General features: G+C 49.3%; 15 protein-coding genes. All 15 read right to left on the reverse strand.

Going from position 1 to position 16,498, the window contains the following annotated elements; all coding sequences use genetic code 11:
* Positions 1–33 precede the first annotated feature (33 nt).
* Positions 34–1,065: a glycosyltransferase family 4 protein gene (locus CAG02_RS18430; RefSeq protein WP_085710804.1), complete on the reverse strand. Its 1,032-nt coding sequence runs from the start codon at positions 1,063–1,065 to the stop codon at positions 34–36.
* Positions 1,062–2,030 (reverse strand): SDR family oxidoreductase, encoded by a 969-nt coding sequence (locus CAG02_RS18435; protein ID WP_085710805.1) that lies wholly within the window; start codon positions 2,028–2,030, stop codon positions 1,062–1,064. The genes CAG02_RS18430 and CAG02_RS18435 overlap by 4 nt, the downstream gene beginning before the upstream one ends.
* Positions 2,031–2,128: 98 nt before the next feature.
* Positions 2,129–3,316 (reverse strand): hypothetical protein, encoded by a 1,188-nt coding sequence (locus CAG02_RS18440; protein WP_085710806.1) that lies wholly within the window; start codon positions 3,314–3,316, stop codon positions 2,129–2,131.
* A 4-nt stretch (positions 3,317–3,320) separates the two neighbouring features.
* Entirely contained in the window at positions 3,321–5,789 is a 2,469-nt protein-coding gene (locus CAG02_RS18445; RefSeq protein WP_085710807.1) for an FkbM family methyltransferase, read from the reverse strand.
* Position 5,790: 1 nt separating this feature from the next.
* Complete coding sequence (locus tag CAG02_RS18450) at positions 5,791–7,167, reverse strand: ABC transporter ATP-binding protein (RefSeq protein WP_085710808.1); 1,377 nt, start codon at positions 7,165–7,167, stop codon at positions 5,791–5,793.
* The gene (locus CAG02_RS18455) at positions 7,157–7,990 is read right to left on the reverse strand and encodes an ABC transporter permease (RefSeq protein ID WP_371856509.1); all 834 of its coding nucleotides are present in this window, start codon (positions 7,988–7,990) and stop codon (positions 7,157–7,159) included. Before CAG02_RS18455 ends, CAG02_RS18450 begins: the two co-directional genes overlap by 11 nt.
* 90 nt (positions 7,991–8,080) lie before the next feature.
* Positions 8,081–9,082, reverse strand: coding sequence for a glycosyltransferase family 2 protein (locus CAG02_RS18460; protein WP_256576897.1), 1,002 nt, complete (start codon positions 9,080–9,082; stop codon positions 8,081–8,083).
* A gap of 414 nt (positions 9,083–9,496) precedes the next feature.
* Positions 9,497–10,453 (reverse strand): glycosyltransferase, encoded by a 957-nt coding sequence (locus CAG02_RS18465; RefSeq protein ID WP_256576898.1) that lies wholly within the window; start codon positions 10,451–10,453, stop codon positions 9,497–9,499.
* 33 nt (positions 10,454–10,486) lie between these two features.
* Entirely contained in the window at positions 10,487–11,377 is an 891-nt protein-coding gene (gene rfbA / locus CAG02_RS18470) for a glucose-1-phosphate thymidylyltransferase RfbA (RefSeq protein WP_085710812.1), read from the reverse strand.
* Positions 11,374–12,267, reverse strand: coding sequence for a dTDP-4-dehydrorhamnose reductase (rfbD, locus tag CAG02_RS18475; RefSeq protein WP_085710813.1), 894 nt, complete (start codon positions 12,265–12,267; stop codon positions 11,374–11,376). The genes rfbA and rfbD overlap by 4 nt, the downstream gene beginning before the upstream one ends.
* Positions 12,264–13,340 (reverse strand): dTDP-glucose 4,6-dehydratase, encoded by a 1,077-nt coding sequence (gene rfbB / locus CAG02_RS18480; protein WP_085710814.1) that lies wholly within the window; start codon positions 13,338–13,340, stop codon positions 12,264–12,266. The genes rfbD and rfbB overlap by 4 nt, the downstream gene beginning before the upstream one ends.
* 226 nt (positions 13,341–13,566) lie before the next feature.
* On the reverse strand, positions 13,567–13,806 hold the full coding sequence (locus CAG02_RS18485; protein ID WP_085710815.1) for a lipopolysaccharide assembly protein LapA domain-containing protein: 240 nt from the start codon (positions 13,804–13,806) through the stop codon (positions 13,567–13,569).
* A gap of 27 nt (positions 13,807–13,833) precedes the next feature.
* Complete coding sequence (gene ihfB, locus CAG02_RS18490) at positions 13,834–14,127, reverse strand: integration host factor subunit beta (protein WP_025805547.1); 294 nt, start codon at positions 14,125–14,127, stop codon at positions 13,834–13,836.
* A 153-nt stretch (positions 14,128–14,280) separates the two neighbouring features.
* Positions 14,281–14,559 carry a hypothetical protein gene (locus CAG02_RS18495; RefSeq protein ID WP_085710816.1) on the reverse strand — a complete coding sequence of 93 codons (279 nt, stop codon included), beginning with the start codon at positions 14,557–14,559 and terminating at the stop codon, positions 14,281–14,283.
* 207 nt (positions 14,560–14,766) lie between these two features.
* A complete protein-coding gene (rpsA, locus tag CAG02_RS18500) occupies positions 14,767–16,452 on the reverse strand; it encodes a 30S ribosomal protein S1 (protein WP_007950918.1) in 1,686 nt (561 codons plus the stop codon).
* Positions 16,453–16,498: the final 46 nt, after the last annotated feature.

Raw genomic sequence — 16,498 nt, forward strand, 5'->3', positions numbered from 1 at the left:
TGGCAAACCCGTGACTTGCTTCCAATTCCCTTCCTATTTAGATTGCTCTTGATTTTCCGATGTTCCCGCCCTGAAGAACAGTGCCAAGAGCAATAACGGTGCATAAGCAATCAGCACTCCAGTTATGCCGGCAATAACGCTCGACACAACCAAATAAGCTATCGGAAATAACCAGAAGACGTTGATTAACGCCACACCCGCCGTAACCGGCATATGACTTCCAAAGCGTCGAGAAGCAAACTGATAGGCATGGCTTCGGTGAGCTTCATATACTTTTTCGCCACGAATCATGCGCCGAAATAGTGTAAAAGTGGCATCAACTATAAAGACACCTAAAAGGATGACCCACATCCAGATAAAGCCGGGTCCAATCCACGTGGATTGCAGCGACAGCAGCCCAAGGATTATCCCTAGAAAACCACTCCCCGCATCCCCCATGAATATCTTGGCTGGAGGGGCATTCCAACAAAGAAACCCACCGACCGCTGCTGCAAGCATGAGCGGCACCCACGCTGCCTGGCTTTCTACACCTCCAAGCCAATACAACAAACAAGCACCCAAGCAAACGATAACTGCCTCAACACTGGCAATTCCGTCAATACCATCCATGAAGTTATATAAGTTCAGCATCCATACCAAATAGAAGACTGCCAACACTTGCCCTAACCAACCAAGGTCGATAGTTGCATCAAATACAGTGATCGGCGCCATACCACCCATACAAAGCAGAATCCAAATAGCCGCTGCCGCATGTCCTAGTAATCGCCATCTGGCAGCAATATGGCCATGATCATCCATAAATCCGATAATCGCGACAACACCTCCCCCGCCAATCCCTGCCAACACTGTACCGAGCGGCAAATTCCCAACCCAGGCCAACGTTGCGTATGCAAACAAAAACGAAATAACTATTGCCACACCTCCACCACGGGGCGTGGGAACAGAGTGGGAACTTCGCTGATTGGGAATATCCATCAAACTATTAGTCAAAGCATACTTACGCAATGCCGCGGTCAGGATGAATGACAGTACAAATACAGAAAAAATCAGCCACCCCACCCTCATGATAAACTTTCCTTCTGAAAATATTGCGCCGTAGACTTCATTGCATCTTCAATGCTGACAGGAGGTTCCCAGCCTAATAACTTCTCAGCCTTGCTGATATCAACCTGGAGAGAATCAAATAACCGAGACGCAACGCCACTGCGCTTTACCAGACCTGCTATCACTTTCATCAAACTTACTGGAACTGGAACCAATCGGGCCGGCTTTCCTAGCGCCTCTGCCATCAAGCGAAGTAACTCTGTGGTTGACAAGTCTCTCCCGTCACTCACCAGGAATGTTTCATTGCTCGCATTGGGGTGTTCCAGGCAGACACATAAAAGATCAACCAGATTGGCCACAGCGACAAAACTACGTTTATTAGAGACTCTTCCGAATGGCAGCACCACTCCACGATTCAACCAACGCATCATGGCGTGAAAATTTGCTTTCACTCCCGGTCCATAAACCAATGGAGGCCGTACAATGACAAGCTCCATTCCAGTACTTTCAGCTATCTTGCGTAGCTCAACCTCCGCTTCAAATTTTGAAACAGCGTAGGGATCAGAAGGAGCCGGTTTATCATTTGCAGTAAATGGATGTGCGACTTTAGTAGCCTCTCCATTAACCTTTATCGAGCTTAAAAATATGAAACGTTTTGTTCCACTAGCCGCGGCCTGTCGAGCCAACGCCAGGGTTCCCTCGACATTAACAGAGCGAAACTCTGCCAAAGGATCAACCGCCAGTTCATTCATTACATGAACTCTCGCAGCGCAATGCACAAGGACATCAACCCCGCTCAGCACATCCTTATAGTCGCAGTCTTTACTTAAACTCGGAATTTCACGAACGGTCACACCGACCGGAGCTTCAAAACTATGCCGGACCGCAACAATAGTTTCGTAACACGGTGACATCGCTAAACGGTTCATCAATGCCGAACCAACAAACCCTGACGCACCTGTCACTAGTATTTTGGTTCGTTTCATGGAAATTTCATACCAACTACAAATAATTAAGACTTGCAGTCCAAGCCGCTCCCGCAGCAGGTCCGGTCAAATTAGAACCTACTGCGAGCAAGCAAGTTTTATCGAGTCATTACCTTTTTAATAAAACCGCTTACGCCGTCGCGTTTGATTACTCTCACAACGGTTTTAAAATGCTGAACGCCGACTTTAGGCGACGCCAGGCTTTGTCCTATTAGTGAAGCGATGCTTTGTTTAGGAACGCCACCGTCTACCGGTTGAGAAGCGCCGCTGTTGGTTTCAGCTTTCCACCAACTGAAATAGCATGGTTCCTGGGTACTGTAGGGAAGCGGAAATGCCTTCTGCACATCTACGCGCTGCTGATACAGACGACGAGCCTTTGCGGGAATAGGCTCACCGTTGTCAAATTGGCCCAGATACCAACCCTTCAGTTTTTGGTCACCTTGACCTTCTGCCTTGATATCCCGCGCGTAAATGTCCCATAGCTCCTGAGCAACATCTTGGCTGGATGCATAGCGCGCGAGCATTCCAAATCCGGCTCCGCTGTCATAGCCGGTAAAATGATAGAAGCGCAGAGGAACGCCGGCTACAAGGAAATTGCCCTCGTTATCTTTACTGAGCGGCCGATGGGCGATGTTCCAGGTAGCGACGTTGCATCCCCGGTCCCTAACAATATGCAAGCCACTGAAGAACGCCGGAGCCAGATCGCACCAGCGCTGATCAGTAAAGATACCCGCAGGGATATCATCACGGCAGAACAAACGTAAACGGTTCGCCCACCATTGGATAAATTCGAGTCCTTGGCCAGTCGTGCGGGCAGCGAAGAATCCAAGATTGTAGACCCCATGCTTCAATGCAGAGAGTTCATTGTCGCAAATCGAGGCGACATCCGACTCTTTATCCAGCAGATGAGGTGTCAACAAAATCTCATGCTGATCCAACAGCTCTGCGAGGACATTCAACGAGTTGAAAACCTTGATATCCGGATCAAGGTACATAACTTTGTCGACACCCGGCCGCTGGGCCAATACCTCTGCCGCCGTCCCTTTGACCGCAGTACAAAGCTCAACTACGGTGTGACCAAACGCCCACTGTTTCCAATCGGGGATGCCGAGATTTTCAATCGTGAGAACTTCATCGAATGGTTCCTCAGCCAAGTTGAATCCCGCTGGCAAATCATCGGAGTAGAGCAACACAAAAGTCCAGTCCGGGTGAAACTTTTTGACCGACTTTGCGAGCACTCTGGCCTTAGGCAGGTAGCTTTTGGTAATAGAGGTATAGACCAACATAATTTTATTCCTTTGCAGCTTTATGGATAGATTGGATAGCGGCCAGAATCTCTTCGGGGGCAGCACCGACCGGCACGACCTTACCCAATCGATATTCCTTGACCCGTCGTCCCTGAGCACCTATGTCAAAGGCGACAATAGGCATCCCCATCTCTATTGCTTCTGAAATTGTGTAACTGAACGTCTCCGGGACAATGGAAGCCATCAGCACTACGCTAACGCCAGTGGATTCAATGATCGATGGCAGCTCAACCGGGGAGTAACGACCATAGACGATTGCACTATCAGGCAGTGGAGTATAGCTCTCTCCAATGATGACTACCGGCACCTCTAGCGCTTGATTGTCAATATATGAGCATAGCGCACTGACCGAATCCCCACCCTTGATATGAGAAAGCGTGCCAATAACACCAACACTCAACTTTTCCGGAATGGCAACCTTCCTGGAAGACGCCAAATACTTCGCCTGATGCGGAACGACATGGAACTTTTCTTCAGGAATAACGAAGTCCAAGAGTAATATGTCGATCGATGAAGCATCGAAGCATGTGATCACATCACATACATCAAACAACTTTTGAAAAGGAGAACGCCATGCATCGATATCTACAGCCCTGTCGCTTTCGTTTAACCATGCGTGATACCAACTCAGGTTCTTAGGCAGGCATTTCTTGCAGACATTGTGATCAACCGGTACACCACAATATTTTTGTTCACTGTCTGAAAGATGTGGCGAAGGGCACAGTGCGTGGAAGTCATGCACTTTAAAATCGAGAGCGGCTCCCAAGCAATTCTTGAGATCGATAACATGATCAATAGATTGTTCTATGAATTTGTATCCATAAAACGAATTGACAACAATATTTTTGGCACCGGAAGCAGCCAGACACGCAAACAGCTCTTCGAGGCTTGAGGTCGAGTAGACCTTGGCATCAGACGCCGATTCGGTCCTGAGCTGAACATACCAATCGGCCTCCCAGCAATAAACTCTCAGAGACGGTTTATTTTCCGCAAGCATTACGGCAATCAGTTCAGAGGTATAAGCGTTCGACCCACCGCCTCCATTGTGGTCAAAAACAATCGTGTCGATTATAAGATCCGCGCTCGCAAGCTCGGACTTAAGCTTATCAATTTCAACAGCATTAACCTTGGCCGCCGAGTTATTAACCTGCACAGGAGATGTCATCGTCTGACGAAACATTCTCAATCTGTTTTTTAAAGCAGGTACGCCACCTTCACCCAAATCTTTGCGGACCGTACTAAAAAGTTTTGATACACCCTTGAGTCCCGGATATTTTCTATAATATGCGGAGACCATCGGGAGAATTTTTTTTAGCTTATAAAAATACCTCATGGCAAACCGCACAGGCGCAGTAACTCGCCACGAAGTGGAGGTGACCAGTGCCTGAATATCGCTATGCAAAGAGTATATGACTTGCTGCTTTGAATCGGCATCCGCTGCCAACGCAACTATCTTTTGTTCTGACTGCACAGCATTGAACTCGAGAATATCGATTCTTCGTTCTTTTTCGATGAGTACAGATTGATACTCATTTTTTTGTCTGACCCGCTCCCGGTCATTCAAAGGGGAGGGGAAATATAAGCCAAGCTTTTTCGCTGACTCTGTATAAGCCAGAACCTCGTGCGCGTACTGTGGCTTATGCAGCAATGGAAGAACAAAATCTTCCAGGTTGTTTATCTGAATCAAGCTCTCAAACAAACCTGCACGCTCAAGCGCTTCAATCTGTGTAGCAGGTGCCAACAATAGAGAAACCTCTTTAGCATCACCGAAGATATTTTCAGCAACACCATTGAAGTTTTCCGGATTGTAGGCATCGGACAATATCGCGAAAACCGTATAATTCACACCGTTACAAAACTCAAAGATCTCATAACCTGATGCGAGGGAGTTACACTCACAAAAAATCAATGGGCGGTCTTTTGAAACCACATTTCGCGCGCCCTCAAGGACCAGCCTCTCCATGCCCTCGACATCAAGCTTTATGAAGTCTATCGAGGGAACATCAAGTGAATCCACTGTGGAAATATCAACTTCATAGATATTGTTGATTTCCTTTGGCACGACATCATTTATCGATAGCCCGCCAAAGTTAACCGATTCGGTGATATCTATAGATTCCAGCGCGATGGTGCCCGGGGCTTCTGCCAACCCCATGTTGAACACGTGGACATTCTTTAAATCATTCAACTGAATGTTGGATGATAAAACCTGGTGAATTTCTCGACGCGGCTCGAACGAATAGACGCCACCGCTTTCACCTACGAACTTAGAAAACGCCAGCGTGTGAGTTCCGATGAATGCACCTACATCGAGCACATTCATACCTGGCTTTATTAGTTTATTCAGAAAAACCAGCTCGTCACCGGCCCATTCGCCGTATAACGAGAGAGAGTTGGACACCACTCTGTCTGCCGCTATAACATTCATCTTCCCATATTTAGTGGCAATCATCTCAACTCAACTCCGCACCGGCGACTGAACTTACAACTATATTCATATTCAGATCCTGCAATCCACTAATACCATGCACAAGCCTGCTATTCAAACTGTGCAGAGCCATCGCATCGTTCAACCAGTGATGTTGCACATGTTCATCGCCAATACCATCGGCAACCGCAATATTTATGGAATAATCACCTTGTATGAGAATCGGCATCCTGAAAGAAAAGTGGACCCTGACTTCTTCGTTAGGTCGAACACGCAATCCCGTGTTTCGAAACGCCAAATCCGTGCCCTCTGCAAATACATATTGGCCCAAGCGGTCTTTGATCATGATCCCAAACGCTGGATTATTGATGTATTTGGTAGCCTTGGCGAGAAGGGTAAATCTTACAGAGTCCCCTCCAACCAGATTACTGATCCGATCTCCCACTTCATTTTCAAACCAGGCATTCAGAATTCTAATACCATCGTTCCCAAATGATTCAGCTTCGTCCCTGAAAGGCGAAGCCTTGATTGGATTATCTGGCAGTTCATTCGCGCTGTATTGCTCCTGCTTTCCGTCCGTGGAATGCAATACCGGATGCTCGACACCATCGGATTCCGCGATGGCTTGTATATCCCTGTCAGCATATAAATCTTTTATGTAAGTTCGGCAGATGACGTCTGTCGCATCTACAATAGGCGGACCATTCTTTGTAAGAAGTACGCCGCGCTCGCACAGATTTACAACCGCACTGGTGTCGTGGCTTACAAATACCACCGTGCCGCCTTTTTCCTGATGCGCTCGAAGGAAACGCATGCACTTTTGCTGGAAGAAGACATCTCCGACCGCCAGCGCCTCATCCACTATCAATATATCTGCGTCAACGTGTGCAATTACGGAAAACGCAAGACGGACATACATACCGCTCGAGTAGGTCTTTACAGGCTGGTCAATAAAGTCTGCAATCTCGGAGAATGCAACGATATCATCGAACCGAGCCTCTGCCTCTTTACGAGTCAGCCCCAAGACAGCGGCATTGAGAAATACGTTTTCCCTACCTGAAAACTCGGGATTAAATCCAGAGCCCAGTTCAAGCAGTGCTGCAATACGTCCGTTAGTTTCTATCGATCCGGCAGACGGATGAAGCGTTCCGCATATGATCTGAAGTAATGTAGATTTGCCCGCACCATTCCTTCCAATAATGCCAACCGTCTCCCCTTTCTTGATTTCGAAGGAAACATTATTGAGCGCCCAATATTGTTTGTAGTACTGTCTTTCCAGGCGCCCGAAAACCTTACGAAAAAACGGAAAAAAGAACTGCTTCAGCCTGTCTCTAGGGCTTGAGTAAACCTCATAGAACTTGCTGATATCAGTTACGCGAATTGCAAACTCGTTAGAGGACATCTGCAAACCCCTTTCTGGTTTTTTGAAACCAGATGTAACCCATATAGGCAATCACCAGCGATGTACCGCTATATATCAGAAGCCCACTCCAGTTTGGCAAATCACCCCAAATCAAAACTGCTCGGGATTGTTCAATAATGAATGTCAGTGGATTGAGCAGTATGATTGAGCGAAACCGTTCAGGAACCGCGTCCAGCGGATAGAACACCGGGGACAAAAACATCAGCACTGTAGTAAAGATATTGATAGTTTGACCCACATCTCGGATAAAAACGCCAAGCGATGCAAGAAACCAAGATAACCCCACGATCAGCAACACCAAGGGAAGTATTACCAATGGAATCAAAAGTGCAGTCCAGGGAATGGATCCGTTAAAAACCACAAGAGCTAATAGCAATACCGCCAAGTTAATGGCGCTATTGAAAAGCGCTGCTAAAACAGTGACCAACGATAGCGTTTCGACAGGAAACACCACCTTTTTTACGAAGTTTGCATTCGCAACAATTAGACCTGGCGCCCTGTTAATCACTTCACAAAATAGGTTTAAGACAATAATCCCGACAAATAAAACCACCGCAAACTGCGTTTTACTATCGTCGCCACCTGCCCCTCCCCAACGAGCCTTGAAGATCTCGGAGAAAACGAACGTATACACTACGAGCATGAGTATTGGATTAAACAGCGACCACAGCAATCCAAGTGCAGAGCCTTTATACCTGCTCGCCACTTCACGCCGGGTCATCTGGTAAATAATCTGTTTGTTTCTCCAGAAACCCAGTAGAAACAAAAGAGGCGATATCGAATGAGCCGAATGAGGATTCACTCCGACGTTTACTTGAGTCATAGCCCACCCTTTTCCACTAAACACCTAACATATATATCAATCTCCATTGATAGCCAGAGATCAATTAAACTAGATTGCATTGCACAAAACCGCAAACACAAGCGCACAGCCCCCTAATAGAGTCTGCCGGTACACTCCTGACCTTTTTAAATAAAAAACACGAGTGACTACTCCGCCACTGCGAGCCTTCCGAAAACTCTCGAGCACCCGTTGATTATTTTTTGTCAAACTGTTCTGCATTGTTTCCAAAGCAAAAATATTTTTTTGATTCCAATCGTAGAAGCGACCGCTGAAAATCATTTTGAGTCGCTTGAGTCGAGCAAAAAAACTCGAGTTCGCCCCCACTATATTTCCAGCATGCTGCCTATAATGAAGGTAGGGTTGCTTATCATAATAAACAGCTCCACCCACACCGGTAATTACCAAATACGCCCACCAATCATGAGAAACTATCGGAAACTTTCGCCCAACCGACATCAGCAGTTTCTGAGCCGAATGGTTGAACACCATCGTATTGCCTCCCGCCAAGCTCTGTACCAAGGAATTACAGAATGACGGCGGACGCTTGAATAACGGTGACTGACCTACAGGTTCGCCATTTTCGGTGACAATATTGGTGCGCCCACAATAAAGTACCGGAGTGTCCGCAGGAGTCCTCCCGATACATTCCAGCGCCCTTTCTATCTTGTACGCATCCCAGATATCGTCCTGATCCGCCCAGGAATAATAATCCGAGCGACCTTCAAGATCACAAACGAGGGACATGAAATTTTGTGCGAACCCGGCGCGGGGACCATCGACTATCAGTAACTTTTCGGCGCCCCAACGAGATTGATATTCCCTGAGAATATCAATTGTGCGGTCTGATGATCCGTCATCAGATACCGTGACAGACCAATTTTCATGCGTTTGTGCAGCTATTGAGTCCAGTTGCTCCGCCAAAAAACGTTCGCCATTGAACGTGCAGAGCAAAATCTTGACGTGAACCGATTGATTCGACGGACGATTTTCCTTCCCCTCCTGGGATATTGCTAAACTCTTTTGAGAGCCTGACGTAAAACGGCTTGCCACTCGATCCAGCTCCATTCATATTTTGGCGTTCACCGATCAGAAAGGTCGCTTAAGACGCTTCTATCAGCAACGAAATAAGTGCACAAAATTCACAATTATAGCCATCCCCGCCTCACAATTGATAGCTACTTGCCATTAGGCAGACCGATCGCCAGAAGGAGAGGATGAATTGGCGTGATTATCACGGAAAAGATGGAACGAATTTTCGCTAAACCAAGGATACCAAGGCGCTGAAGGAACGACAAAAGGGTGGCAATATGCCCACATCTTAAACGTTCAATCATCGCGCCAAATGGCTGCCCAATATTCCGATTTTACTATAAAAACCTGGCTTTCTGGGTCAATCGGCATAGACAAAAAAATGTTTCCGACGCCCATGATTATTTTGGAGTCGGTCCGGAAGCTGATCAAAAATCACGATCGCTCTTCAGCATCCGGCGGAGTCATCGTAAGGTGACCGTCTTTGGCTCTGGCAAAGGCGCTTACCCAACAAATGACAGAAAACAGTATCTTATCTCTACGCCGACGCCGGCATTGAGCAGCCTGACAACCCAAGTAGAACAGCTCGCGCCAACCCATTTTAATCCACTTGCGAACAAAGATCTCATTTGACTTGTTGAGAACTTGTATGATCAATAGAACTTGAGAGAACCACCAACCGCTCTTAATAGTTCTATATCGACTAATCAACGGCTTCAACCCGACATTCGCGCCGACTTGATTCTGCAAATGCTGACGATAAAGGACACATGACTGAGAGTCGATAAACCATTTATACCCATTCGCACGAGCAAATCCATAGCAAAACCAATCGTGCAGCGTAATAGACTGAATCAACTCCCAATTTGCGATCAGGGCATTCTTTATCTGATGAGCCAGATGCAGCCGGAATACGTAAGTACAACCAGGGCCTGCGGCCTCAAAAAGATAATCCCAGGCTACTTGAGGCTGGCTTTTATCAAGAAGGCAACTTTTTCCACTGGGCCAGAAAGCAGTTACACTGCCCGAATAAGCGTCGCACGCCCCGTTTTGCAAGAAATGCGTAGCTCGTTTCAACTTATCGGAAAGCCAGATGTCGTCCTGATCTGAAAATGCGACGTAATCGAAATCACAAAAATCGACATCTCTTATGAGGCGATAAAAGTTTTTTCCCGCCCCACCAAATCGCCCTACCGAAGGTAACAAAACTACATTAGTACTATTCTCGGAAAGCGCTTTAACCCAAGCTTCGGTTCCATCCGAAGAGGGGTCAACACTGACAAAGATTGTTACGTCTACACCAACTTGATCCTGGATCGAGCGCACTTGCGCCTCGATCCACTTCATTCCATTGTAAGCAGCCAATAACACCGCAATTCTTGGCCTGATCACTGATTACGACTCACGTAAGAATAAATAGGCGGATCAGTGAGGGCCTACGGCCAACAGCTTGGACAAATACTGACCATAACCAGTCTTTTTCAGCGCTTCGGCCTGAACCGCCAGTTGCGCCGCAGTAATCCAGCCATTGTGATAAGCGATCTCTTCCAGGCACGCTACTTTCAAACCCTGTCGCTGTTCAATAGTGTGAACAAAGTGACTCGCTTCCAGCAACGAATCATGGGTACCCGTGTCAAGCCAGGCAAAACCGCGACCCAGCATTTCGACGCGTAACTCTTTCTTATCAAGGTAAGCACGATTGACATCGGTAATTTCCAGCTCACCACGCTCTGAAGGCTTGATGCTCTTGGCAATCTCGACAACGTCGTTATCGTAGAAGTATAAACCGGTCACCGCGTAATTCGACTTAGGCTTAAGCGGCTTTTCTTCGATGCTTAGCGCCTTGCCGCTGCTATCGAACTCGACGACACCAAAACGCTCTGGATCAGAAACGTGATAACCAAAAACGGTCGCGCCCTGTACTTGCGAACTGGCGGAACGCAGATTGTCAGAGAAATGTTGCCCGTAGAAAATGTTATCACCCAGAATCAAACAGCAGGGATCCTTCCCAATGAACTCCTCACCGATAATAAAGGCTTGAGCCAGACCATCCGGGCTCGGCTGCTCGGCGTAAGTGAGCTGAATTCCATACTGGCTACCATCACCCAACAACTTTCGGAAGCAAGGCAGATCTTCCGGTGTGGAAATGATCAGAACTTCGCGCATCCCCGCCAGCATCAACACGGACAGCGGGTAGAAGATCATCGGCTTGTCGTAGATTGGCAGCATCTGCTTCGACACACCAAGCGTCAACGGATGCAGACGCGTACCCGAGCCGCCGGCAAGGATGATGCCTTTACGATTTGTGGTGGTCATTTGTTCAAAACTTCCCTTAGCATTCGGTTTACACCACTTTGCCAATCCGGCAAGTGTAGAGAAAAACTGTCGCGCAGCTTCTGCGTGTTCAAGCGTGAGTTCAGAGGTCGACGCGCAGGCGTCGGGTAGGCTGTCGTGTCGATAGGATTGACAGCAGTGACGGCTAGCTGCTCGCCATTGGCTTGGGCAAACGCGATGACATGGTCTGCATAACCGTGCCACGACACTTCGCCACTCGCAGCCAGATGATACAAGCCCGCCAATTGCGGCTGTTGCAGCACCTGGCGAATCGCCAACGCTGTGACATCGGCTATCAGATCTGCGCCGGTCGGTGCTCCGATTTGATCGGCAATCACACTCAGCGTGTCGCGATCCTTTGCCAAACGCAGCATGGTTTTGGCGAAGTTATTACCGCGAGCACCGTAGACCCAACTGGTACGGAAAATCAGATGCTTGCATCCCGAGGCCGCGATTGCCTGTTCACCGGCGAGCTTGCTTGCGCCGTATTGATTCACCGGGGCGACGGCATCAGCCTCCTGCCACGGCGCGGAGCCCTCACCGCTAAACACGTAGTCGGTCGAGTAGTGAATCAACCAGGCATCGAGCTGAGCGGCCTCTTCGGCCATCAGCCGACTGGCTTGATTGTTTACACGATCGGACAGTTCATTTTCGGACTCAGCTTTGTCGACAGCAGTGTATGCGGCAGCGTTGACAATGATATCGGGCCTGATCTGGCGGATTGTCGCCCGCAATGCTTCCAGGTCCGACAAGTCACCACACAAACCATCGGCGACATTACGATCGAGCGCAATCAGCTCACCAAGCGGTGCGAGGGAACGCTGCAGCTCCCACCCTACCTGACCGTTTTTACCCAGCAGTAGGATTTTCATGCTTTGTTCGAACGATCTGCGTAGTTTTGGTCTATCCACTGCTGGTAGCTTCCGCTTTTTACGTGAGCAACCCATTCAGTGTTATTGAGATACCACTCGACAGTTTTGCGGATTCCGGTCTCGAAAGTCTCTTGTGGTATCCAGCCCAACTCGCGCTGGATTTTGCTGGCATCGATGGCATAGCGCTGATCGTGACCCGGGCGATCCTGCACATAAGTGATAAGGCTCGCGTGAGGGCGATGGGGGGAGTCTGGACGCAATTCATCGAGAAGCGCACACAAGGTGTTCACGACTTCAATATTCTGTTTTTCATTATGGCCACCGATGTTATACGTCTCGCCAATAACACCCTCGGTCACAACTTTATACAAAGCACGTGCGTGATCTTCTACGTAAAGCCAGTCGCGAACCTGATTGCCTTTGCCATAGACAGGCAGTGACTTGCCTTCCAATGCATTGAGAATGATCAGAGGGATCAATTTCTCCGGGAAGTGGCACGGACCGTAATTGTTCGAGCAGTTGGTGACCAGCGTCGGCAACCCATAAGTACGGGCCCACGCACGTACCAGGTGGTCAGAGCTGGCTTTGCTTGCGGAGTATGGCGAACTCGGCTGATAGGGAGTGGTTTCGGTGAAGAGATCTTCCGGACCTTCAAGGTCTCCGTAGACTTCATCGGTGGATATGTGATGAAAGCGGAAGTTTTCCTTACGCACTTCGTCCAGCATCGCCCAATAATGACGGGCAGCTTCCAGCAAAGTATAGGTGCCAATGATGTTGGTCTGAATGAACTCGGAAGGTCCGGAAATAGAGCGATCGACGTGAGACTCCGCGGCCAGGTGCATGATGGCATCCGGTTGGTGTTCACGCAGGACACGGTCGATCTGGTCACGGTCGCAGATGTCGACGCGCTCGAAAACATAACGCGAATTTCTGCTGACTTCCGCCAGCGATTCGAGGTTACCAGCGTAAGTCAGCTTATCGACGTTAACGACAGAGTCGCCAGTGTTCGAAATAATGTGACGGATAACTGCCGAGCCGATAAACCCGGCGCCGCCGGTAACTAGAATTTTCACGCGAAACCATACCCTTGAGCTGCGGACCGCACTCACGACGAGCGCTGCCTAATCCATGAATGCGAAAGCCACCTAACCTCGAGCTTCCGTCAGAGTCAGTCTGAATCGATGTGGCAACAGTGCCACTATCGAACAAGGGCTGCATTTTACAGCTTAATTAACGTTTTACTAATGGATATAGACAAGCAGCGACGCAAATTCGATGGACGCCCCTCACCTGTCGGTTTCAGACAAGGCGCTTGCGCGCAGCACGGGACGACCGTCCCAGAAACCAGCCCAGAACAGGGCCAACCAGCATTCCAAAGAGCAACGCGAGCACGATCACCAGAGATACCGGTAGTTGCGGACCAGCCCAGCCAAGAAACATGAGCGATATGGATTGCTGGTTTTCCAACACAAACGCCAGCATCACCAACGCCAGCAAAAGAATAAAAACGCAAAAAACTGCGCGCTTGAGACTATGCATAAGCACCCCCTGGAGTGATAGCAGTCTTCAAACCCCTTCCTCCTCTTCATTCACCCGATCACGCAATTCCTTGCCAGGCTTGAAATGCGGAACGAACTTTCCGTCAAGGCTGACAGACTGACCAGTCTTTGGATTGCGCCCGACGCGCGGCGCACGATAGTGCAAAGAAAAACTGCCAAAACCACGGATCTCGATGCGATCACCTGTAGCCAGACACTGGGACATTTGCTCAAGCATAGTCTTGATGGCCAACTCCACATCTTTGGATGAGAGCAGCCCTTGATGGGTGACAATTCGTTCGATCAACTCCGACTTCGTCATATTTTTCCCTTCTTTTTCAAGCAGCTAGATCAGCGCTTGAAAGGTTTTAGCATGCCCGGAAGATTTTGAACAGCCCAGGGGTTGACATATCTTGCCCCACATCGAAACGCCCATTTTCAGGGCATCACGCCACCCCACCCGTACAACGCACTCTCACCGACAGATAACCAACATGGTACGAGTGACGTAGCCTGCAGGATTGAAGCCGAAGGGAAACAAATCCTCATCCTTGGCGTCATCTGATCGCGTGACCACTTTATAACCTGCACCCTTGCATTCTTTCGCCGCACGCTTCTGACATTTCTCCCAACCCGAGCCCAATCCGGAGCAATCAACCTCAATACCACTGACACCGCGCACGGCATGAGTCTTGGCGCTGGTCGTACAGCCCGCCAAAACCAGCATGCCCATCAAGACTATAAACTTGTTCATTCACTTCCTTATGCCAGGCTCTACGCCCGACTACTGCGATCTTCAGACTAAGCCTAGACGCGAATAGACGATTGATCCGATTAAAGAAACAGACCGCCTTACAAAGGGAATGGTTTCACCCAGACAACACACAGCATGACGTCACACCAAATCGCAGGCACAAAAAAGGGCGACCGAAGTCGCCCTTTTTTAATGATCAGACAGAACTCAGTTCTGCTTGGCCATTGCTTGACGCAGCAGTGCCGCCATGGTGGTGTCAGCTGCTTCGCCTTCCGGAGCTGCTTTCAGGCTCTGGATGGCTTCTTTCTCTTCAGCATCGTCTTTCGATTTGATCGACAGCTGGATTACGCGGCTCTTACGATCAACGCTGATGATCTTGGCTTCTACTTGCTGGCCTTCTTTCAGAACGTTGCGCGCGTCTTCAACGCGGTCACGGCTGATTTCGGAGGCTTTCAGAGTCGCTTCGATATCGTCGGCCAGAACGATGATGGCGCCTTTGGCGTCAACTTCTTTCACGGTGCCAGTAACGATTGCGCCTTTGTCGTTAACCGAGACGTACTCGGAGAACGGATCGCTTTCCAGTTGCTTGATACCCAGGGAGATACGCTCACGCTCCGGGTCAACCGACAGGATAACGGTGTCCAGCTCGTCGCCCTTCTTGAAACGACGTACGGCTTCTTCGCCCACTTCGTTCCAGGAGATGTCGGACAGGTGAACCAGACCGTCGATGCCGCCGTCCAGACCAATGAAGATACCGAAATCGGTGATCGACTTGATGGTGCCGGAGATCTTGTCGCCCTTGTTGAACTGGCCAGAGAAGTCTTCCCATGGGTTCGACTTGCACTGCTTGATGCCCAGGGAGATACGACGACGCTCTTCGTCGATGTCCAGAACCATGACTTCCACTTCGTCGCCGACTTGTACGACTTTCGAAGGGTGGATGTTCTTGTTGGTCCAGTCCATTTCCGAAACGTGTACCAGACCTTCAACGCCTTCTTCCAGCTCAGCGAAGCAGCCGTAGTCGGTCAGGTTGGTTACACGAGCGGTAACGCGAGTGCTTTCTGGGTAACGGGCTTTGATAGCAACCCATGGATCTTCGCCCAGTTGCTTCAGGCCCAGGGAAACACGATTGCGCTCGCGATCGTACTTCAGAACCTTGACGTCGATCTCGTCACCAACGTTGACGATTTCGGAAGGGTGCTTGATACGCTTCCATGCCATGTCGGTGATGTGCAGCAGGCCGTCCACGCCGCCCAGGTCGACGAATGCGCCGTAGTCGGTGAGGTTTTTGACGATACCTTTGACTTGCTGGCCTTCCTGCAGGGATTCCAGCAGAGCTTCACGCTCGGCGGAGTTCTCGGCTTCCAGGACGCTGCGACGGGAAACGACAACGTTGTTGCGCTTCTGGTCCAGCTTGATGACCTTGAATTCCAGCTCTTTGCCTTCCAGGTGCGTGGTGTCGCGCACTGGACGGACGTCAACCAGGGAACCTGGCAGGAACGCACGGATGCCGTTAACGTCGACAGTGAAGCCGCCTTTAACCTTACCGTTGATAACGCCCTTGACCACTTCCTCAGCTGCGAAGGCTGCTTCCAGAACGATCCAGCATTCAGCGCGCTTGGCTTTTTCACGGGACAGCTTGGTTTCACCGAAACCGTCTTCAACCGAGTCCAGAGCAACGTGAACTTCGTCACCGACGTTGATGTTCAGTTCGCCAGCGTCGTTGTAGAACTGCTCCAGAGGGATCAGTGCTTCGGACTTCAGGCCAGCGTGAACGGTTACCCAGCGAGCTTGGTAATCGATATCAACGATAACACCGGTGATGATGGAGCCTGCCTGAAGGTTCAGGGTCTTTAGGCTTTCTTCAAAGAGTTCCGCAAAGCTTTCGCTCATTTTAATTCCTGTTGATTAGGGCGAAAAATACGCCCGTCTCCACATC

The organism is Pseudomonas sp. R43(2017) (assembly GCF_002112345.1).
Lineage (GTDB): Bacteria > Pseudomonadota > Gammaproteobacteria > Pseudomonadales > Pseudomonadaceae > Aquipseudomonas > Aquipseudomonas kribbensis.